19 protein-coding genes and 2 tRNA genes are annotated in these 19,770 nt (G+C 41.4%); 5 read left to right on the top strand and 16 right to left on the bottom strand.

Translation table 11 applies throughout. The features are described 5' to 3' along the window. Positions 1 to 100: 100 nt before the first annotated feature. From NXR94_RS02895 to NXR94_RS02850, 10 genes are all read right to left on the bottom strand, one after another. Positions 101 to 1,090 carry a MoxR family ATPase gene (locus NXR94_RS02895; protein WP_258103068.1) on the bottom strand — a complete coding sequence of 330 codons (990 nt, stop codon included), beginning with the start codon at positions 1,088 to 1,090 and terminating at the stop codon, positions 101 to 103. Positions 1,091 to 1,231: 141 nt separating this feature from the next. Continuing rightward, positions 1,232 to 2,278 carry an ACR3 family arsenite efflux transporter gene (arsB, locus tag NXR94_RS02890; protein ID WP_374987991.1) on the bottom strand — a complete coding sequence of 349 codons (1,047 nt, stop codon included), beginning with the start codon at positions 2,276 to 2,278 and terminating at the stop codon, positions 1,232 to 1,234. An 11-nt stretch (positions 2,279 to 2,289) separates the two neighbouring features. Then, positions 2,290 to 2,892 carry a low molecular weight phosphatase family protein gene (locus NXR94_RS02885; protein ID WP_258103066.1) on the bottom strand — a complete coding sequence of 201 codons (603 nt, stop codon included), beginning with the start codon at positions 2,890 to 2,892 and terminating at the stop codon, positions 2,290 to 2,292. A 67-nt stretch (positions 2,893 to 2,959) separates the two neighbouring features. Next, positions 2,960 to 3,373 carry an ArsI/CadI family heavy metal resistance metalloenzyme gene (locus NXR94_RS02880; RefSeq protein ID WP_258103065.1) on the bottom strand — a complete coding sequence of 138 codons (414 nt, stop codon included), beginning with the start codon at positions 3,371 to 3,373 and terminating at the stop codon, positions 2,960 to 2,962. A 69-nt stretch (positions 3,374 to 3,442) separates the two neighbouring features. Then, entirely contained in the window at positions 3,443 to 3,772 is a 330-nt protein-coding gene (locus NXR94_RS02875; protein ID WP_258103064.1) for a helix-turn-helix transcriptional regulator, read from the bottom strand. A gap of 127 nt (positions 3,773 to 3,899) precedes the next feature. Further along, the gene (locus tag NXR94_RS02870) at positions 3,900 to 4,097 is read right to left on the bottom strand and encodes a hypothetical protein (protein ID WP_258103063.1); all 198 of its coding nucleotides are present in this window, start codon (positions 4,095 to 4,097) and stop codon (positions 3,900 to 3,902) included. 401 nt (positions 4,098 to 4,498) lie between these two features. After that, entirely contained in the window at positions 4,499 to 5,413 is a 915-nt protein-coding gene (locus NXR94_RS02865; RefSeq protein ID WP_258103062.1) for a hypothetical protein, read from the bottom strand. Between the two features lie 631 nt (positions 5,414 to 6,044). Continuing rightward, the gene (locus NXR94_RS02860; protein WP_258103061.1) at positions 6,045 to 6,731 is read right to left on the bottom strand and encodes a hypothetical protein; all 687 of its coding nucleotides are present in this window, start codon (positions 6,729 to 6,731) and stop codon (positions 6,045 to 6,047) included. Positions 6,732 to 7,152: 421 nt separating this feature from the next. Further along, a tRNA-Leu gene (locus tag NXR94_RS02855) sits at positions 7,153 to 7,238 on the bottom strand. A gap of 67 nt (positions 7,239 to 7,305) precedes the next feature. Continuing rightward, positions 7,306 to 7,378, bottom strand: a tRNA-Gly gene (locus NXR94_RS02850). A 123-nt stretch (positions 7,379 to 7,501) separates the two neighbouring features. Between NXR94_RS02850 and NXR94_RS02845 the strand changes: the two genes are divergently transcribed. Beyond that, positions 7,502 to 8,548, top strand: coding sequence for a metallophosphoesterase (locus tag NXR94_RS02845; RefSeq protein ID WP_258103060.1), 1,047 nt, complete (start codon positions 7,502 to 7,504; stop codon positions 8,546 to 8,548). A gap of 12 nt (positions 8,549 to 8,560) precedes the next feature. Here NXR94_RS02845 and NXR94_RS02840 read toward each other — a convergent pair whose 3' ends face one another. Genes NXR94_RS02840 through NXR94_RS02820 form a run of 5 tightly spaced genes read right to left on the bottom strand, consistent with a single transcriptional unit; the run spans position 8,561 to position 14,227 of the window. Then, positions 8,561 to 9,892 (bottom strand): TolC family protein, encoded by a 1,332-nt coding sequence (locus NXR94_RS02840; protein ID WP_258103059.1) that lies wholly within the window; start codon positions 9,890 to 9,892, stop codon positions 8,561 to 8,563. Positions 9,893 to 9,902: 10 nt separating this feature from the next. Beyond that, a complete protein-coding gene (locus NXR94_RS02835) occupies positions 9,903 to 11,024 on the bottom strand; it encodes an efflux RND transporter periplasmic adaptor subunit (RefSeq protein WP_258103058.1) in 1,122 nt (373 codons plus the stop codon). A gap of 11 nt (positions 11,025 to 11,035) precedes the next feature. Beyond that, positions 11,036 to 12,307 carry an ABC transporter permease gene (locus NXR94_RS02830; RefSeq protein WP_258103057.1) on the bottom strand — a complete coding sequence of 424 codons (1,272 nt, stop codon included), beginning with the start codon at positions 12,305 to 12,307 and terminating at the stop codon, positions 11,036 to 11,038. After that, positions 12,304 to 13,533 (bottom strand): ABC transporter permease, encoded by a 1,230-nt coding sequence (locus NXR94_RS02825; protein ID WP_258103056.1) that lies wholly within the window; start codon positions 13,531 to 13,533, stop codon positions 12,304 to 12,306. The genes NXR94_RS02830 and NXR94_RS02825 overlap by 4 nt, the downstream gene beginning before the upstream one ends. Continuing rightward, positions 13,526 to 14,227, bottom strand: coding sequence for an ABC transporter ATP-binding protein (locus tag NXR94_RS02820; protein WP_258103055.1), 702 nt, complete (start codon positions 14,225 to 14,227; stop codon positions 13,526 to 13,528). The genes NXR94_RS02825 and NXR94_RS02820 overlap by 8 nt, the downstream gene beginning before the upstream one ends. 379 nt (positions 14,228 to 14,606) lie before the next feature. On the opposite strand from NXR94_RS02820, the gene NXR94_RS02815 reads away from it, so the two are divergent. Beyond that, positions 14,607 to 14,852, top strand: coding sequence for a hypothetical protein (locus tag NXR94_RS02815; RefSeq protein ID WP_258103054.1), 246 nt, complete (start codon positions 14,607 to 14,609; stop codon positions 14,850 to 14,852). Between the two features lie 209 nt (positions 14,853 to 15,061). Next, complete coding sequence (locus NXR94_RS02810) at positions 15,062 to 15,295, top strand: hypothetical protein (protein WP_258103053.1); 234 nt, start codon at positions 15,062 to 15,064, stop codon at positions 15,293 to 15,295. 3 nt (positions 15,296 to 15,298) lie between these two features. Here the strand turns inward: NXR94_RS02810 and mutS are convergent, their stop codons facing one another. After that, complete coding sequence (gene mutS / locus NXR94_RS02805; protein ID WP_258103052.1) at positions 15,299 to 17,902, bottom strand: DNA mismatch repair protein MutS; 2,604 nt, start codon at positions 17,900 to 17,902, stop codon at positions 15,299 to 15,301. A gap of 63 nt (positions 17,903 to 17,965) precedes the next feature. On the opposite strand from mutS, the gene NXR94_RS02800 reads away from it, so the two are divergent. Together NXR94_RS02800 and NXR94_RS02795 are read left to right on the top strand one after the other, a co-directional pair. Further along, positions 17,966 to 18,490, top strand: coding sequence for an RNA methyltransferase (locus NXR94_RS02800; RefSeq protein WP_258103051.1), 525 nt, complete (start codon positions 17,966 to 17,968; stop codon positions 18,488 to 18,490). A 125-nt stretch (positions 18,491 to 18,615) separates the two neighbouring features. Beyond that, a complete protein-coding gene (locus tag NXR94_RS02795; protein ID WP_258103050.1) occupies positions 18,616 to 19,755 on the top strand; it encodes a DUF4856 domain-containing protein in 1,140 nt (379 codons plus the stop codon). The last annotated feature ends 15 nt before the right edge of the window (positions 19,756 to 19,770 follow it).

The following is a 19,770-nucleotide window of genomic DNA, read 5'->3' as shown; positions in this document are numbered from 1 at the left end:
GAGAATTTTACTTCAACGTTACCTTTGTTAACTAAATATGAAAACAGGGTCAGTTAGTTGAAATGTGAGGTTAAAAATGAACTAAAGTGGGTTCGATAACCTATTTAGCAATCTGCACCTTACCTAAAATAGAACGGATAATGTCATGTGCAGATACCCCGTCAGCTTCCGCTTCATAATTGAGCATGATCCTGTGGTTGAGCACATCATCAGCAATTTCCTTAATGTCCTCCGGAAGTACGTAATCACGCTGATCAAAGAAAGCGATGGCCTTCGCAGCACGATTCAAGTTGATGGAAGCCCGAGGAGATGCTCCAAACTGGATATACTGAGCCTCATCTTTCAATCCGTAATCAGATGGATTTCTCGTCGCAAAAATCAATTCGATGATATATTTCTCAAGTGATTCTGAGATGGCCACCTGATTGATCTCATTTCGAATGGACATAATGTCCTCCTTGGTCAACAAGGTCTTCAGCTCCGGAGCAAACGAAAGATTGGACATTCTTCGCATCACTTCCAACTCTTCTTGCTTGCTGGTATAGTTCACATGAACTTTTAACATAAACCTGTCGACCTGTGCCTCTGGTAGAGGATAGGTTCCTTCCTGATCTACCGGGTTTTGGGTTGCCAGCACCAGAAATGGCTTATCCAGACCGTAGGTGGTCTCGCCAATCGTCACTTGCTTCTCCTGCATAGCCTCCAGCAATGCTGACTGAACCTTGGCAGGAGATCGGTTAATCTCATCAGCTAAAATGAGGTTAGAGAAGATCGGCCCTTTCTTTACTTCAAACTCCGACTTCTGCTGATTATAGATCATGGTACCAATGAGATCCGCTGGCAACAGATCCGGGGTAAACTGAATTCTTTTGAAATCAAGCTTCATGACGTCAGCAAGGGTGTTTACGGTCAATGTCTTGGCCAGACCAGGAACCCCTTCCAATAGAATATGCCCATTGGTGAATAAGCCAATCAACAGTCTGTTGACCATGTAACTTTGGCCAACCACTACTTTACCAACTTCGCTGATTACCTCGCTGATCTTTTGCTGATGTACCTTCTTTAGTTCCTGATCTATTACCTCGCTCATTTTTAGTACGTTAACACATTTAAATTTCGGGATCGTAAAATTACCCGTGAAAATACAAAACGAAAAACGACAATCAGGAGATCGGGTTTAGATTAAGGCATTTAATTGTTAAGAATGGTTAATTAAACTTTGTAATATCCCTTATTGAGGTTGCGCTGGATAGTATTTTTTCTTTAACCAAAATGACACCTTTACCAACAAAATCAAAGCAGGTACTTCCACCAGTGGACCGATAACCCCGGCAAAGGCTTGTCCAGAGTTAAGTCCAAAAACCGCGATGGCCACAGCAATCGCCAACTCAAAGTTGTTTCCCGCTGCAGTAAAGGCAATGGAAGTGTTTTTATCGTATTCAGCACCCATTGACTTATTGATGAAAAAGCCAATCAAGAACATCAGGGCAAAGTAGATCAATAAAGGAACGGCTATTCTCAGCACATCTGTAGGAATCTGAACGATCAGTTCTCCTTTCAACGAAAACATGACCACAATGGTAAAAAGCAAGGCAATCAAGGTCATCGGAGAGATGGTCGGAATAAATTTGGCTTTGTACCAATCCTCTCCTTTTAGTTTGACCAAAAAGACCCTACTCAGCAAACCTGCCAGAAAGGGGATGCCTAAATAAATGGCCACACTCTCGGCGATGGTCATGATTGAGATCTCAACGATCGCTCCCTGAAATCCAAATAATGGAGGCAATTTGGTGATGAACAACCACGCGTAAAAACTATAAGCAAAGACCTGGAAAATACTATTTAAGGCTACCAGGCCAGCTCCATATTCGCTACTCCCTTCAGCCAGATCATTCCAGACAAGGACCATGGCAATGCAACGAGCAAGTCCGATCAATATCAAACCAACCATATATTCCGGATAATCCTGCAGGAAGATCAGTGACAAAACAAACATCAGCACCGGTCCTATCAGCCAATTCAAAACCAATGAAACAGAAAGTATCTTCCAATTCCGGAACACTTGCGGCAAAAGCCTGTAGTTCACTTTTGCCAATGGGGGATACATCATAAGGATCAACCCTATGGCTATCGCAACATTCGTACTCCCCCTACTGAACTGATCTATAAAATTGGAACTGGAAGGAAAAAGGTAGCCTATTCCTACCCCTGTACCCATCGCCAGAAAAATCCAGAGGGTCAGGTATTGATCTAAAAAACCCAGTCTTTTCTTGCCCACTCGCATCAGTTCTATTTGATTTTAGAAAACAAATAATAAAGCTCCACCCCAATCTGCTTCAAGCGCTCCTCGTATCGCTCTCCTTCCCAGGGAGTATCATCGGCCTCCTTTGGATCATTGTAATAAAGGGGGTATCGCTTGTCCGCGTTTGGTATGTTGGGACATGATTCATCAGCTTCAGAGCAGGTCATCAGCGCAATAAAATGAGACTGGGGGTTTTCCGGTGCATCGTAAACTTTCGAATAACAGATAATAGGCGGCCTATTTCGGTCAAACGCAACTTCATATTTTGGATTAGTACCCCTGGGGTCAACCACAGAAAAACCCGCCTTTAGCAATGCGTTAACTACCCGCACATTCATTGCTGTGACTTCCGTTCCGCCTGAGAATGTTTCGATTTCCGAAAGACCAAAGTAATCAGCATAAGTTGCCGCCCAAATTTGCGACATATGACTTCTACGCGAATTATGAGTACAGATAAAATTCAATTTGGCTTTTGATGATCGACTGGCGATTTCTCCAGCGATTTCGTCCAATAATTGTTTTCTCTTCGGATCGATCAATCCGATCAATAATTCAAACTCCTGGATGTACGCGGAAATTTGTGCATTCATGATTTTAAAGGATACAGTAAAAGGGACAGAATGGTCCCTTTCTAATTTGAATAATAGTTTTTGTTTACTAACAGCATGGTGCTGCTGAATACTTCGGCTCGTTTTGTTCTACATCTTCAATGAAGTGGTATACTTCCCACTCATAACCATCCGGATCATTGACCCAGAATTTATTCTGCTTGGCATAGCAACAAGCAACATTTTGCTCTTCCAACTCAATCTCCAGGTATTGACTCAATTCAGATTTCTTCTTTTCAAGCTCAGCATCATTTGACACACGAAAACCAAGATGACCAAACTGCGGACTCACTTTGTCACCGCTTTCGATGAATGAGATGACCAGCCCCGGATTGTCCAGCTCAAACTTCGTATAATCGGATTTGGTTTTTACTGGTTCGAAACCAAATAACCTGGTGTAAAATTGAATGGTCTTATCAATATCAGATACAAACAGGCTTAGATGAAATTTAGATGTTTCCATAATGATGAACAATTTTAGTTAAACTTTATTTATATATCGCATTATTACGATGTTTTAAGTCAAAAAAACTCAGCAGCAGTCTGAGGATGGATCATAGCCTGTAAACAACCCTTCAAATCTTGATCGGATCTTTTCCCATACCTCACCATTTATACAATAACACATAGAAGTCCCTTCTACCGTTCCCTTGATCACTCCCAGGGTTTTCAATTCCTTTAAATGCTGTGAGATGGTAGCCTGTGCCAATCCTAATTCCTGCACGAGGTCACTATTGATACACGTATTGGCCTGAGCAAGATGCTCAAGGATCGCGATCCGGGCAGGATGTGCAAAAGCCCTCGCAATAAGTGCAAGCTCATTTTGCTCTGCAGTGAATAAATCAGTTTTAGAAACCCCCATATATCGCAATATTACGATAAATAAATACTATGGTTACAACTCTCTTTAAAAAAAATAACCCTGGCGAAAAACGCCAGGGTCCCAACCAGCTATAGACAAGAATTCCGATTAAACAATCAGAATATTTTTAAGCACTTCTAAGCTCCGTTCTGGCAGCGTTCAATTCTGAAACTATCTTTTGTGCCAGTCTGGAGGTCATTTGATCCAACTCATACAAGATCATCATATCATCTGGAGATTTGCAGTTGGAAACTGCAATATCATATTCCATTTGAGAACCAACTTGGTAGTACTTGGAGTCAGGGTTATACCAGATATACATCATAGGCGTCGTTGTAAAGACTTGGCTAAATTGGGTAATTGGAGTGTATAAATCCTGCCAAAGTCCTTTATAATTCTGCCAAATATCACAAATTTTTATGAAAATAGTGATATATATTCATGGAAGCCTTCAAAATGTAGGTTAGGCGGCTTTTTGATCGGATTTCTGTTAATCAGTCTTTTAGATAAAAAAATCCTAATTAAACGAACAAGGAACGTTATTTGAAGGATTTTTTAAAAGACCGATCTGTCCTTTATCCATTCTGTGAAAAGCGCATGCAAGATCATGAGAAGATAGGATTAAAGACTGTAATTGAAAACTACCAATGCAAGGATTTGCTGAAAACCAAACAGCAATTTAAGAGTATGTATGATTAGATAAAAAGGGGCCTAGCCCCCTTTTTTTTAAAGGCTATTAAGTCGTCGCTCCAGATCAAAGTATGTTTTTCTTTCAGTATTATGTTTCAATCTGACTTCCTCAAGGACTTGTGTCTTGAAGTCAATTAGTTTATTCTGATCATTAATTTGCCTCTCCTTTTCAGAATAGCTTCGTCCAATTTGAAACTCATAAATTTTGCTTAGCCTCTTCTTGGCTTTTAACAAATCCGTTTCAGCTTTAGCAAGTTGAATGTCCAACTCATTTAATCTTAGTTTACTTATATGTATTGAGTCCAAATAGGCAAGTTTCCTTTGGGTGATCATTAACTTATCTTCAAGCTCTGAATACACTGAGGGAATATTCTGATTAACAAAAGACTTGAGATTTCCTGCATCGCTGAATTCCTTTTTGGTGCTCCCATCAATATCCTTTAATTTGAATTCAAGCCCTCTTGTCTCCTTATCCTGAATGATATTCAAAATGATTAAATGGTCTGCGTATTGACTTTCCTTAACCAATATGTAATCTGTTACTTGACCAAAATCCTTATTCGAAGAAGTACTAATATCCACGGATTTTAAATTCGCTGAGTCTGAAAATAAAACCCAATTTTGATCCATTGATGCATCTATCGATTTTAGGCCCCTTACATTCTGTACTAATACTCCTTCTGATAAAGTGGAATCATTAACAACAATGATTGATTGATCTCCCTGTTTGCTTCTAACAAATACAACACTGTTCCTGCCTTCTAAATAGATTGGAGAAATGTCATTTCCAGAAAATGTCAATTGTTTAATTGTACTGTCTGGATATAATATGAAAACATTTCCTTGTTGAGAGTAGGCTTTCGTTTCCTGTTTTTCTCCTTCTGATTTTTGAATAGAATCACAAGCGACGAAAATGATACATGCCAATAATGGCAAAAAGTACTTTCTCATGGTTAGGCAGTTAGGTTTCATACGAAAATAGCAAATACCTCTCATTTGTTGCATGAGGTGTCAACAATAACACAGTTGGCATCTAATCTATCAAAGTTTGAGATTCAATTCTTTTCAGCTCCATCGTGAATCTCGTCCTTTTGAAGGTGTAAAATCTTACTAAGAATAAGCATGGACCTCCAAAGAGTGAGAATTATAATCCCTAAAGCTAGAATATTATAAAAATAAATCACCTCATAACGTGATTCTTGAAACCCAATTTTAAGCCCATATCCTAGAATTGCCAATAATACCAGCGACTTAATGCAGTTCTTGAAATGGCGTACTGTCTCAAAATATAAATTAGTCGAAAAGAAGGCATCAAAAAGATTTATTATTTCTCCTTCGTCATTCTTTGAGTAACGCTTTACGCCAGATTTAAAAGTTATAAAAACTGTTAGCAATGTCAGAATAAACCCCGCTGAAGTTAAGCTGACCATTGTCAAATCTGACCTAATTGGTAAAACATATTTGGGATCTGGAATAATTAGAATACCCGTACATACCAAATAATAAATTGCTGAACATACTAGCCCCATCAATAGATAATCCGTAAGCACTGGTCGCAAAAAATAGAAATCTAGCGCGCGATTCATAATACTGCTAAGGTCTCAGTAAACTGTTCTTCAATTAGCTCATACCAGTCTCCCAAGCTTTGAATCTTTTTTAAATCAACCTGTAATATCAATTCTTTTTTGCCCTTCAAAAGATTAAATACCTGTTCAGCACCGTCTTTATCCTCGTATTTCACAACAAAGTTTTCAAAGCCATCAATATTATAAGGCTTGGCTTTGAACCGTCTCATGATATTCTTAACCATCTTTTTCGCTTCCGTATTTCCATTGGTCATTTTGGAAGATCCCGCAGTCTGGTACATCATTTCCAATTTTACGAACTTCGGCTGAAGTTTTTGGCCAAGAGTCGAAATCCCAGTAAAATAACTCCCCACTATATCCGTATCTACCTGCGCCAATTTTTTAGGCTTAACCTTGACATCAATGTTCAATACATTTTCCAAATCATTTAAGGCCGTATCTAACGCTGCATCCATGTAAAAAGCAACTTCGGTCTTTTTAGAAAGCTTAAGCTTGTATCTGGCGATATTTCTGAAGTAGTATTCGATATCAGAGATTCTGGGCCCATGATAATTATACTCGACGCATAAAACGGCGTAGTGATTCGAATAGTCTATAAAAAAATGGGTCTCTTCAGCAATTGAACCAATTGTACTATCGAATGGAACAAGCTGCAGTTTATCTTTTGGCTTTATTTTAGGCATTTTCCCTGCTCTTAACAACGCTATTGAACATGATATCCGTTGCTCTCTTGGGTGGAATCTCACACTTTAACAAAGAGTTCTCTAGGTGGTTCTGAATCCCTTGTTTCATGGCGATTGATCAACACCCCACGTTTTTCATTTTTTTCCGCTCTAATGAAGTTAAGGATGTCTCTTAATATTTGGTTGCTATTGGTAGCTTTATCTTGATAGGGAGTGAATTTTAAAGAAGCAAAGTGAAATCTTACTTCCGTTAAATCGTTCAGTTCAGACATATTTATGGCGGCTAGCTCTTTTTTGCTAAAATTAAACGTTCATTACAAAATAAAATAGTTCTGGTATTTAAACATAAAATAATCTGTCACCCATTCTGTCACCCAATAAACAAAAAAGCCTGATAATCAAGCGATTATCAGGCTTTAAGTACCTCGGGCGGGACTTGAACCCGCACGACCTTTAAGGGTCACAGGATTTTAAGTCCTGCGTGTCTACCAATTCCACCACCGAGGCAGCAGACTACTTTGTAGTCTATATAAAAAAAGGCCGTCCCGATAGCTATCGGGACGGCTCAATCTTGAGCGGGAGACGGGATTCGAACCCGCGACCCCGACCTTGGCAAGGTCGTGCTCTACCAGCTGAGCTACTCTCGCTTGATCCTTCTTCGTTCAAAAGGACTGCAAATTTAATTGAATGAATCAAATTCACAATACACGACAAAAATAATTTGACATTCTTTTTTACTAACTTCATTCTGTCCTGATAACCAAAACAATATGACTCGCTTTTTAGGTCCATTGATTATCCTTACGGCCCTCTTCCTCAGCTGTAAGCAAGATACACAGATGGAAGTCGATGACACCAACCTGATGCCTGATTCATTGGACCATGGCGACTCGATACAAATAGGCGACACAATGCCTGAAGACACCCTCCCCGAAAATCCAATATATGCACCCCCAGCAGACCTGATCGTTCTCAATGACGCCATCCATTTTTATGTCTTTGGAGATTTTGGACGAAACGGACTTGATGGCCAATCCGAAATGGCCCACATGATGGACACTGTCAGCACGGTACTTCCTCCTGACTTCATTGTCGGAACAGGTGATAATTTTTATCCGGATGGCGTTACCAGCACTTCTGACGCCCATTGGACTTCGTCATTTGAAAATATATATTCGAGCGCAAATGGGTTGAATTGTCTCTGGTATATGACATTGGGCAACCATGATTACCATGGAAGCATTCAGGCTCAGATAGATTATTCTGATCTCAGTGGACGATGGACATTACCGTCCAATTACTACTACAAGGATTTTGAGAAAAATGGCACTTTCATGCGGATCGTTTTCCTCGACACGAACCCATTTATCGATCCGTATTACTCGGAGGGGAAACTTAAAGACAAGGTTATTTTACAAGACACTACCTACCGCATCCAATGGATGGATTCCCTTTTTTCTGATGAAACGAAAAACTGGAAAATTGCTGTTGGCCATCACCCCATTTATTCTGGAGATTCACGGACCGATGAAATGCTTTCGATCCGAAATCACCTGACTTCTCACTTTGATTCCAATGGTGTAAACATTTACTTCAACGGCCACGAACACGTGATTCATCATGCAAAAGCTGAAGGGCCTACACATTACATCACATCAGGTACAGGCTCAAAAGTCTCGGCGGCACCAAGTATCCCTGAAACGGTTTTCGCGGCCTCGGAATCTGCTTTCACTATTGCCTCCATGACGGCTGATTCCATTTATCTGCAAGTGGTCTCTTTTAAAGGGGAGATTATCTACAAAACGGGGATTAAATAGGCAGACTAACTTCTAATCATTTAGGTTATGCACCGGAAGTCCAAAATAAAACTCCAGGACCTTCAGCTTAAAGATATAATCATATTTTGACCGGATCAGGTCAGATTCGGAAGTAGTCTGATCTTGTTTTACCTGCGTGAAATCAAAAGAATTGATCACTCCTGCTTCAAAACGTTCACGCGCATAATCAGTGGCTGCTTCACGCGCCTCAACAGTCGTTTGAGCGGCCTCAAAAGCAACGAAGGCACCTCTTGCATCATAATAAGCCTGATGAACCTGATTTTCCAGGTCAATTTTTGTGCTCATTAGATTCAATTTTGCCTTCTCTAAAAACACTTTACTTTTCTCAATATTCACATCATTGGCAAATCGATTAAATATTGGAACACTCAGACTCAATCCAAAAATATGCCCACGGTTGGATCTGAATTGCTCCCCGTAGGAAATATCTATGATACTTGTTGCACCAGTACTGAACTGGTAAAAAGCACTCAATGTTGGCAGTCTCCCACCCGTAGCAATTTTATACTCCTTTTGAGCAATATCGATATTAGTCAATGAGGCTTTAACATCATTCCGATTTTTCAAGGCGGCCTCATAGATCTCTGAGGCCTTCATTTGCATGACCTCTGAATCAGGCAATTCCATCTCCTCTACGACAATATCAAAATTGTAATAGTCCTCCAGAAGTAACGTCTGAGCAAGAGAAATTTTAGACAGCCTAAGGTTATTTTCAGCCACAATCATTTGTTGATTCAGGCTGGCAGCTATTGCCTCGAGCTGATATATTTCCCCCTGGGGTAGTTGACCAAGAGCAATGAGCTCCTGCGTCCTGACGATCTCCTTTTGATTTACCTCCGACTGAAGTTGAAGCACTTTGAGTGTTTCAACATTAAAAAGGATCTGCAAGTAAGAATTAGCCACGAATAGGGAAATGTCATCCTTCATCGCCCCAATCTGGTAATGATTGGCAAGCACTGATAAATTAGAGCGGTGCAAAGTGTTCAAATTTCGCAATCCGGTAAATAAATCAACCCCTGCCGAAACACCCATCGAGGAGTTTTGAGTGGTTATGTTCTGGAGCGTTCCGGTCGTCACGTTTTCGGTGAGCCCAACATTCCATGAATGTCTGGCGCTTGCATTTACTCCCGGAAGAAAATTCCCTCTTGCTCTTAATTGATCCAGTTGTGCACTCTCTTCATCGAGCTTGCTTTGCTGTATAGAAATATTATTCTCCAAAGCATAATCTATGCATTCACGCAATGTCCATCTCTTACCCTGGGCCAAAACTGATTGTACTGAAATCAGGGTCAGGATTAGAAAAGTAATTTTTGAAATACGCATCCTATTCATTTTAGTCGTACTCGATGTTTTTAATCTTCTCAGCGACAGTCTTATTCCAGATTTTGATTTTATCAGTCTCCTTGACACCTCCAATCACTTCCACATTCAATCCATCTGAAAGGCCCAATTTGACATTCCTCCTTTCAAATTGTTGCTCTCCTGTCTCAATTTCTACAAATGGTTCATCGGTTTTTTTATCGTACTGTAGCCAGGCTTCCTTCACGGACAAAACACTATCCTTTCGCCCGGTAATCATTGATGCATTAGCACTATATCCTGCCCGGATGAAAAATTCTTCTTTCAAATCCACATCCGCCTTGATCTTGAACTGCACGGTCCCTTCCTGCTCTGTCCCTTTTGGAGCAATGAACTTTAATTTTGCTTCGAAAGTCTCATCTGAAATTGCAGCTAAGCTTACCTCCAATGCCATTCCAGGCTTTAGTTTACCAACTTCCGACTCATCTACCTGACCTTCAAAAATCATCCGATCCAAATTCGCCACTGTAGCAATCGAGGTCCCTTCATTGAAGTTATTGCTCTCAATAACCTGATCTCCCGCCTTCACGGGGATTTCCAATATGGTCCCGTCCACTGTCGATCTGATTTGAGTATTGGCTGTACCTCCTCCAGCCGTACCTTTCACAATGATCTGAAGATCGCTCTGAGCATTTTTCAACTCCTGTTCGGCCTGTAGATAATTTAGTTCAGCATTTCTAAAGGCCTGATCCGCGATCACACCCTTCTCATATAGCGCAAGATTCCTTTCATATTCCGTTTTTGCATTTTTCAGTACGATTTGAGCAGAGCTTACCCGGCCTTTAGCCTGGTTGATCGACGCTTCATTAGGCACTACTTTGATGAGAGCGATGAGGTCGCCAGCTTTCACCTGCTGACCCTCTTCCAAAAAGACTTTGTCTATAATACCCGACAGATTGGGCTTGATCTCCACTTCATCCTCCGGAATAACCTTGCCGGTGGCCACGGATTTTTTCTCTATTGTGGCTATAAATGGTGTTGAGGTTTCAAAGGGTTCTACCGGTTTATTGTTGGTCGATATGAAATAATATCCGGCATAACCCGCTCCGGAAATTAGCAAAATAACACCCAGGTAAATAATGATCTTTTTTGTCATTTATTCAGTCTTTATTCTTCTCTTAAAGCTTCTATTGGTTTTATGCTTAGTGCTCTCTGAGCTGGCAACAATCCAATCAACGAGCCTAACACCACCATGATCAATAATGCCCCGCCCACCCATAAAATCGGAACCGTAGGATTGTAATATGGAAAATCAATTCCCTGGGTGGCATTATTTACAGCTGCCAGGGTCAATGCTCCCAGGATAATTCCCATTATTCCGGATATAAGCGTCAGGAAAACTGATTCAAGCAATATTAGGCTCCTAATCTCACCTGGAGTAGCCCCAAGTGCACGACGGATTCCCAGTTCCTTGGTCCGCTCTTTAACAGATATAAGTAAGATGTTGCCAATACCAATCACCCCTGCCAGAATCGTGGCAAACCCAACCACCAGTGATACGAAAGTCATCCCTTTTGAAAAACCGGTGATCCGTTCAAACATCTGGCCGAGGTTAAAAGATTCAATGGCACGCTCATCCGTTGGCGATACATCATGCAGGTCTTTCAACACCGTTTTAACATGTTGCTCCACCTCAACAATATCAGCATCAGCATGCGCAGAAATGGCAAACCAGTCGACCCGGTTTCCGGTATTATAGAGTTTTTGATAGGTTGAAAATGGGATGAAAATATCACTATCACTTGAAAATCCACCTTCTTCGGAATACTCATGTACTCCTATAACCTGAAAGTAGATTCCATCAATTCGTATGTAGTCACCGACTGGTTTGACGCCTTTCTCAAAAAGCTCAGCTTGAGTTCTTTCGCCAATCACACATACTTTTCTGGATTGCTCTATATCACGTTGGTTGATGAACCTTCCTTCATCGTAAATTTTAATAACGCTTATTCGAGATACAGATGGGAAATCCCCATAAACGGAATACGTACCAGTTTTGGATCCTTTGATTACCCTAGCGGGTGGCTTTCCCCAGTTTCCATTTCTGATGCGTGGAGCTATATGTTCAACTTCCGGTACGCGTTTTTTAATGGCAACAACGTCCTCCAAATTCAGAATTACACGACGCCCAATCTTATATCCCGCATATGGTACACTCGTTCGATTGGACCAAATAAAAAAACTATTGACACTGATCGACTCAAACTCCTTTTGAAAACCATTATAAAGACCCCTTGCTGAACCGGAAAGGGCGATGTAAATGAAGATGCCCCAAAGAACGCCCACAATAGTAATGAGGGTACGGACTTTATTCTTTCGAATAGACCCCAAAATCTCCGACCAGGTATCCTGACTCAATATGATCTTAACTATCCTCATTCGTCCCTTAACGCCACAATTGGTTTTATTTTCGCCGCCCTTCGTGCTGGGATATACCCAGCAATCCCTCCGCAAATAATCAATATGATGGTGGCCCCCAGTGCCGTTCCCAAATCAATCTCAGGGTTACGAATGAAATAAGGTTTCAGGGTATCCCCGACCCAACTGAGCACCCCAACACCTGCCATCAATCCTAAGTAGCCTGAGACAATTGTGATGAGAATGGACTCCTGAAGTACCATTCCGATGATGGAAGACGGAGTGGCTCCCAAGGCCTTTCTGATGCCCAGCTCCTTAGTTCTTTCTTTGATGACAAATACCATGATATTACTAATGCCAATAATCCCAGCAATAAGGGTTCCCAGTCCAACAAAACTCACGATGATCTGGAGCACAGTGGCAAACTGCTGGTTTTGCTGATAATCCTTGGCCACATTTCGTAAGTAGATGCCACCATTATCATCAGGATGAATAATTAGTCGCTCGCGCATATACTTGTTCAGTTCTTCAGCAAACATTAACACGGTCCCATAACTTAGGGTCGGTTTAAACGCGACGATGATCTGATCCACATATTCATGACCGCCATCTAGCAATTGCACTGTAGAATAAGGGGCATAGATATTCCTCTCCTCATTATCACCCGCCTGATCTTGAAATACTCCAATGACCTTGAATGTGCTACCGCGAATTCTTATATACTTTCCTATTGCATCTTCCTCTTCAAAAAGATCTTTCTCCACGAGTCTCCCAATCACCGCATGCTTTTCAGCGTTAGCTATGTCACTATAGTTCAGGTAACGCCCCTTCATTATGATAGTATTCTCGGCAAAAAGATGTTCGGGACTGGTCCCTCTTACTGAATAGGAGTTAGAGTGAGTACCGTATCTCACCTCACCATTTCTATAAATCCTGACCGTCAGGTAATCGACATACTGCGGAAACGCCTTCTCTATTGCCTCGACATCCTCATTGGTGAATTGGATATTACGTCCTGTTTTGTATCCCTTATAAGGTTTGCTAGTATTTCCTGGGTATAGCCTTATAATATTGGTGGCATCGTCCAAAAAGAACTCCTGAAAGGTATTTTTCAACCCATTTCCCAATCCGAATAATATGACAAAAATGAAGATACCCAACGCAACAGTGAAGCCCGATAGAAAAGTACGCAACCTGTTTTTGGCTATCGTTTGAAAAATCTCTTCCCAGCGGTCCCGATCAAACATATTCTTTGGGTGATTGGCTTTGCACTAGCTTGTCTTCAATTATCACCCCATCCTTAAGATGAACCAGCCGCTTACACATTTGAGCGATGTCATTCTCGTGAGTTACGATCAGTATGGTTTTCCCTTCCTCATTAATTTTCCGAACAAGCTCCATGACCTCATAAGAAGTGGCCGAATCTAAAGCTCCTGTAGGTTCATCCGCAAGTAATACCTTAGGGTCAGCCGCCAATGCCCGAGCTATGGCCACCCGCTGCTTTTGACCTCCGGAAAGTTCTCCAGGCAAGTGTGTTGCCCAATCGGCGAGACCGACCTTTTCCAGGTAATAGTTAGCTTTCTCTATACGTTCCTTCCGCGGAAGCCCCTGATAATACAATGGCATAGCTACGTTCTCCAGCGCTGTCTTGTAATTGATAAGATTAAAGGATTGAAAGATGAATCCTAAAAACCTGTTCCTATAGAGCGCTGCTTTCCGTTCACTAAGATTTTCAATCAAGGTATTGTCCAAAACATATTTTCCCTGATCAGCTTCGTCCAAAATTCCGAGAATGTTCAGCAAGGTAGATTTTCCGGAGCCCGATGAACCCATGATAGCCACCATTTCTCCTTGGGCTATTTCCAGGTCTATACCCTTTAGTACCTGAAGAGTGGATTGACCGGTTTGATAGGATTTGTAAATATTGGAAAGGGAAATCATAGACGGGTTTTAATCTAAAATGGCACTCCCTAAAAATGAGTACAGCATACTTTACGAAAAGATCATCAGATGGTTATGTCTGCAGCTACTTAAGATAAAACGCTACGCGTCGGGAGTTATTACAAGGGGTAGTAATGTGTAGCCTTCGCAAAAGCAAAATTCAATGAATATTAGATTTATTCAATTTCATTACGGTATTGTCATAAATAATCACTCTCATTATTAAAACGTCAATTTTACGTCATTATTTTATTGTGTTTTTATCACATTTACATTATCTTTCAATTGAAAATCATAAAAAAACCAATTTTTATTTCAGAAACCATAAAAACAGCGTTATAAACAACCAAGTTATAAACAACCAACTACCAACAGCTATATGAACACCAGTGTACTAACCAACAACCTAAATGACATTGAAACTATGTCTGATCGTCTCTCATTTGATGAAAATCTCCTGGCAATTGAATGTGCCGAGAAGGTTCTGTCTCATCTGAAAAGACACCAAAATGATGATATCCTGAAAAGCCGCTACAGCCGGCATACAAAAAATATCAAATTGATCGAGGGTATTATTCACGTTCATCGTACTAACATCCTTAACTCCGGGCGTCAGGCCGGTTGATCAAGGGCACAAGATATCATCAACCAACCTTTTAAATACCAAGACGATGGGGCTTATCAGTCATGAGGTCCCTCATCTTTTCCTCCCATTTTAAGAACCAGCAATCTTAAATGTGATGTATCAAACATAATTGATGAAAATTTGTGATATTTTCATCAATTTATTGATTTCATTATGTATTTTAGAACAAATAAATTGTTTAACCAGCAATGACCACAACCAGTAGAGCTGTCATTGAGGATCATGAGATGATCGCCGATGACTTAACCAAAGACGAGATTTTGACTGCACTTGAATGCGTGAACAAGGTTTACAATCAAATGGTGAAACACCATGCAGCAGGTATCAGAAATTACGAGCGTAATCTTGAAGTGTTAGAATCACTTATTAGATTCTATCAGGACCGACTTGATATGTGCGCCATGTCTGTTTTGGCTTCCTGACATTCATTTTGCACTCAGCAACTCCTTCATTTCGTTGAGCTTAAGTAAGGCTTCAACTGGTGAAATGGTGTTGATATCCGCTTCCCTGAGAACTTGAAGTAATTTTTCGAATCTAGGGTCCGACTCAAACAGATTGAGTTGAAACTGCGAACTTGGTAACTCCGCCAATTTTTCTTTATCCTTTTCGGAAAGCTTATCTGATTCAAGCTGTTTCAGAATAGTATTAGCCCTTATGACTACCTGATTTGGCATTCCTGCCATTTGAGCCACATGAATGCCAAAGCTGTGTTCACTTCCCCCTTCTTGTAGTTTTCTCAGGAAAATCACTTTGTTTTCAAGCTCCTTCACCGACACATTATAATTCTTCACTCGAGGTAAATCTTTTGCCAGCTCATTCAACTCGTGGTAATGCGTGGCAAAAAGTGTCTTCGCTTTGAAGCTGGGATGATTGTGTAGGTACTCGACAATAGACCAGGCTATGGATATCCCATCATAAGTGCTCGTTCCGCGACCAATTTCATCCATCAATACAAGCGATCGGTCGCTAAGGTTGTTGAGGATACTGGCAGTCTCCGTCATCTCCACCATAAACGTTGACTCTCCTCTACTCAAATTATCAGAGGCCCCTACTCTCGTGAATACTTTATCGATCAGTCCCACCTTAGCATATCCTGCAGGAACAAAACTGCCCATCTGTGACATGAGTGCAATCAAAGCCGTTTGCCTTAACAGGGCTGACTTACCCGCCATATTAGGACCAGTAATGATCATGATCTGCTGGCTTTCGGTATCCAGAAAAACATCATTAGGGATGTACTCCTCCTCGGGAGGCATGTTTTGTTCAATCACCGGATGACGCCCCTGCTTGATATCGAGGACCGGGTCCTCATGAATATGAGGTTTAATATAATTGTTTTGAGCTGCTAGCTGAGCGAATGAAGCCAGACAGTCCAAAGAAGCAATGGCCCGGGCATTTTGCTGGATTACTTCAATGTAATTGGACGCAAAGGAAACAAGGTCAAGGTATAACCTGTTTTCAATGCCGAAAATCTCGCTTTCTGCTTTCAGGATTTTTTCTTCATACACTTTGAGCTCTTCGGTAATATATCTTTCTGCATTCACCAGGGTCTGTTTACGAATCCATTCCTGGGGAACCTTATCCTTGTGGGCATTGGTCACCTCGAGGTAATATCCGAAAACCTTGTTATAAGCAATTTTCAAAGAAGCAATCCCCGTTCGCTCCATTTCACGCTCCTGAATGCCCTTAAGAAAATCCTTTCCTGAAAACGCTATGCTCCGGTATTCGTCCAATTGATCGTCTACCCCGTCTCGAATGACATTTCCCTGATTGGTATTAAGAGGAACTTCATCTTTCAGCGTTTCAGAAATTCTCTTAACCAGCTCTTCGCATGGATTCAGCACATCCACGTATGGGGCAAAGACCGATTCGCTGACAAGCTGTTTCTTAACCAGAGCTATCTGACTCAGGCTTTTCTTCAAGAGTAACAACTCACGGGGATTGACCCTTCCTGTCGATATTTTGGATGCGAGCCGCTCAACGTCCGAGATCTGTTTTAGATGCTCACGGGTTGACTCTCTTATCTCGGCTTCAGCTACCAATGCTTCAACTGCATCAAGCCTTGTATTAATTTTTGACTGATCCTTTAACGGCAACACCATCCATTTCCTAAGTTGCCGGGCTCCCATGGCCGTTTCTGTTTGATCAAGAATATCAATCAGCGCAGTACCATCAGACAGGGCCGGTTGTATCAGCTCCAGGTTTCTAATGGTAAACTTGTCCAGCCAAACATATTGTTGTTCATCAATACGCGAGATCTGGCCAATGTGACCAACTTCCTTGTGCTCCGTTTCTTCGAGGTAAAACAAGATCGCCCCTGCGGCGATAATGGCATCCTTCAAGTCCTCAATCCCAAAACCTTTCAGGTTGGAGGTTTGAAAATGGCGAATGAGCTTCTCGTATCCGTAATCAAGTGTGAATATCCAGTCCTCAAGAGAATAATTACTCTGAGCATTCGGAACCCGGGCCTCAAAGTCCTTTCTTTTAGCTTTTGAATAAATGATCTCTGAAGGTTGAAAACCCTGGATCAACTTATCAACGTAGGCCTCCGATCCCTGAGATACCATAAACTCACCGGTGGATAGGTCGAGAAAAGCGACACCCATACTATCGTCATGATAATGCAAAGCCGCCAAAAAGTTGTTTCGCTTTTGCTCCAGCACGTTGTCATTTAGCGAAAGGCCGGGAGTAACAAGCTCTGTGACGCCTCGTTTAACGATGCCCTTCACAGATTTTGGGTCCTCCAGCTGATCGCATATCGCCACACGATTGCCAGCTCGAACAAGCTTAGGAAGGTAGGTGTCCAGTGAGTGATGGGGAAACCCCGCCAACTCGATGTGTGATGCCGAACCATTAGCCCGTTTAGTCAGGACAATATCCAATACCTTGCTGGCTTTGACAGCATCCTCACCAAAGGTTTCATAAAAGTCGCCGACTCTAAATAAAAGTAATGCCCCCGGATAACGAGATTTGATAGCATTGTACTGCTTCATCAATGGGGTTTCTGAGCCCTTGGTGATTTTCGACATCCTTGAAAATGGTGGTAGTTTTGAAAATATTTTTCGTCGACAATATTAAGGAATGCACAGGGCATGAGAAAACTAAAAAACGAAGAGCTTAACAGAATATCAGAAGAAGAGTATAAGTCTGCAGAAAAATCCAATCTATGTATCGTTCTGGATGACATTAGAAGCATGAACAACGTTGGTAGCGCATTTCGAACGGCAGATGCATTTCGGGTCGAAAAAATCTTTCTGTGTGGTATCACCGCCACCCCCCCTCATCGAGAAATCAACAAAACAGCGCTCGGTGCAACAGAATCTGTAGACTGGGAATATCAAAAAGATGTTCACGCATTAATCAAGGAACTAAGTCAAAAGGGATATGTGATTGCCAGTGTGGAACAAGCTGACAAGAGTACCAAGCTAGATCAGTTCCGTCCTGATCCTCATAAAAAGTATGCCTTCATCTTTGGAAATGAGGTTTTTGGAGTCAACGACGAGGTTGTGAGCAACTCTGACCTGGTAATAGAGATCCCTCAGTTTGGCACCAAGCATTCTTTGAACATATCAGTAAGCATGGGAATCGTGATTTGGGATTTCTTTTCTAAATCCTGAGAGTCGCAAATGTGAATCACTACTTATAGTGAAAATTTTGACTATACATAGGTATTGTTGGAGGTGAAGGTTGCATACAATTTTGCACTATTAAGAATTATTCTAAATAAAACTAATAGACATACATGCAATTCACATTTCCAAACAAGCTACTTATAGTCTGCGCCATTTCAGCATCATTATTTACGAGCTGCGATGAAAAGGAAGATGTAAAATACGATATCCCTTCAACTTACACCTTTGAGCGTGATGGTTCGTCATCTGTTTCATTTTCAGGACAAACTGCCAGATTGGATATGCTGGCTGAGATCAAAGCTTATTTGAAAACAGGAGACTCTGGTCAGCAACTAGATGCTGCCGTTCTTTTGAACATGTTCTCGAATACAGGAAACCCTTTTTCTGATGAGGCTTTGAATACATCAGGCAAACAAATCGAAGATAAGACTTCTGCTGCTGATGTTACTTTCTATAAAAACCTTTTCGAAGAAGCTGAAGCAGTTAGCAAAACTACTGTGGATGCATCCATCGGCACTGGAGGTCAAATGCTAAGGGTTTCAAGCCAGGCTTACATTAACGTAAATGCTAAAGGCTGGGAGTTCACTCAAATGGTAGAAAAAGGCCTCATGGGCGCATTGATCTACAACCAAATCTTCAACTCATACCTTACTGAAACAAAAATCGGTGCGGATGTCGATAACACTGTCATCGTTGACGGTAAAAATTACACCACCATGGAGCATCACTGGGATGAAGCATTCGGTTATTGGGGTGTACCTGTAGATTTCCCACAAGGCAGTCCGGTGCTTGAAGAAAGTGAAGATAGATTTTGGGCTGAGTATACTGAAAGCCGTGATGCCGACCTTGGAGTAGCTGATAAAATCATGACTGCATATATCACAGGCCGTGCAGCGATCGTGGCGAATGACCATGAAACGAAAATGGCTCAGATCGACGTGATTGCAGAGGGGCTGGAATTGGTAGCTGCTGCTACAGGTATCCATTATATCAACAGCGCGCTTACTGATCTTAATGCTCAGGATCAGGGTAACATGTTCCACCACCTTTCTGAAGGCTATGGATTTATCAACGCTCTTAAGTACATCCCAAATGCACAGATATCAGCTACTGAAATCAACACTATCCTAACCGTTGATTTCGGAACAGATGGAAACTTCTGGGAGGTAGATGCAGAAAGCCTTGCCAGTGCCAAGTCAACATTAACTACAGCATACCCTGATTTGGCTTCAATTGCTGACACTTTATAATTTGACTAATTGATC

It is taken from the genome of Marinoscillum sp. MHG1-6, from assembly GCF_024714475.1.
Lineage (GTDB): Bacteria > Bacteroidota > Bacteroidia > Cytophagales > Cyclobacteriaceae > JAMZMI01.
The sequence above is the reverse complement of the archived record's forward strand: the minus strand, read 5'-3'. Positions and strand labels throughout refer to the sequence as shown.

Excerpts from the sequence above, each read along its gene's own strand:
- NXR94_RS02895 (WP_258103068.1), bottom strand. The coding sequence starts at position 1,090 with ATGAGCGAGGTAATAGATCAGGAACTAAAGAAGGTACATCAGCAAAAG.
- NXR94_RS02885 (WP_258103066.1), bottom strand. The coding sequence starts at position 2,892 with ATGAATGCACAAATTTCCGCGTACATCCAGGAGTTTGAATTATTGATC.
- NXR94_RS02880 (WP_258103065.1), bottom strand. The coding sequence starts at position 3,373 with ATGGAAACATCTAAATTTCATCTAAGCCTGTTTGTATCTGATATTGAT.
- NXR94_RS02875 (WP_258103064.1), bottom strand. The coding sequence starts at position 3,772 with ATGGGGGTTTCTAAAACTGATTTATTCACTGCAGAGCAAAATGAGCTT.
- NXR94_RS02870 (WP_258103063.1), bottom strand. The coding sequence starts at position 4,097 with ATGATGTATATCTGGTATAACCCTGACTCCAAGTACTACCAAGTTGGT.
- NXR94_RS02865 (WP_258103062.1), bottom strand. The coding sequence starts at position 5,413 with ATGAGAAAGTACTTTTTGCCATTATTGGCATGTATCATTTTCGTCGCT.
- NXR94_RS02860 (WP_258103061.1), bottom strand. The coding sequence starts at position 6,731 with ATGCCTAAAATAAAGCCAAAAGATAAACTGCAGCTTGTTCCATTCGAT.
- NXR94_RS02845 (WP_258103060.1), top strand. The coding sequence starts at position 7,502 with ATGACTCGCTTTTTAGGTCCATTGATTATCCTTACGGCCCTCTTCCTC.
- NXR94_RS02840 (WP_258103059.1), bottom strand. The coding sequence starts at position 9,892 with ATGCGTATTTCAAAAATTACTTTTCTAATCCTGACCCTGATTTCAGTA.
- NXR94_RS02835 (WP_258103058.1), bottom strand. The coding sequence starts at position 11,024 with ATGACAAAAAAGATCATTATTTACCTGGGTGTTATTTTGCTAATTTCC.
- NXR94_RS02830 (WP_258103057.1), bottom strand. The coding sequence starts at position 12,307 with ATGAGGATAGTTAAGATCATATTGAGTCAGGATACCTGGTCGGAGATT.
- NXR94_RS02825 (WP_258103056.1), bottom strand. The coding sequence starts at position 13,533 with ATGTTTGATCGGGACCGCTGGGAAGAGATTTTTCAAACGATAGCCAAA.
- NXR94_RS02820 (WP_258103055.1), bottom strand. The coding sequence starts at position 14,227 with ATGATTTCCCTTTCCAATATTTACAAATCCTATCAAACCGGTCAATCC.
- NXR94_RS02815 (WP_258103054.1), top strand. The coding sequence starts at position 14,607 with ATGAACACCAGTGTACTAACCAACAACCTAAATGACATTGAAACTATG.
- NXR94_RS02810 (WP_258103053.1), top strand. The coding sequence starts at position 15,062 with ATGACCACAACCAGTAGAGCTGTCATTGAGGATCATGAGATGATCGCC.
- mutS (WP_258103052.1), bottom strand. The coding sequence starts at position 17,902 with ATGTCGAAAATCACCAAGGGCTCAGAAACCCCATTGATGAAGCAGTAC.
- NXR94_RS02800 (WP_258103051.1), top strand. The coding sequence starts at position 17,966 with ATGAGAAAACTAAAAAACGAAGAGCTTAACAGAATATCAGAAGAAGAG.
- NXR94_RS02795 (WP_258103050.1), top strand. The coding sequence starts at position 18,616 with ATGCAATTCACATTTCCAAACAAGCTACTTATAGTCTGCGCCATTTCA.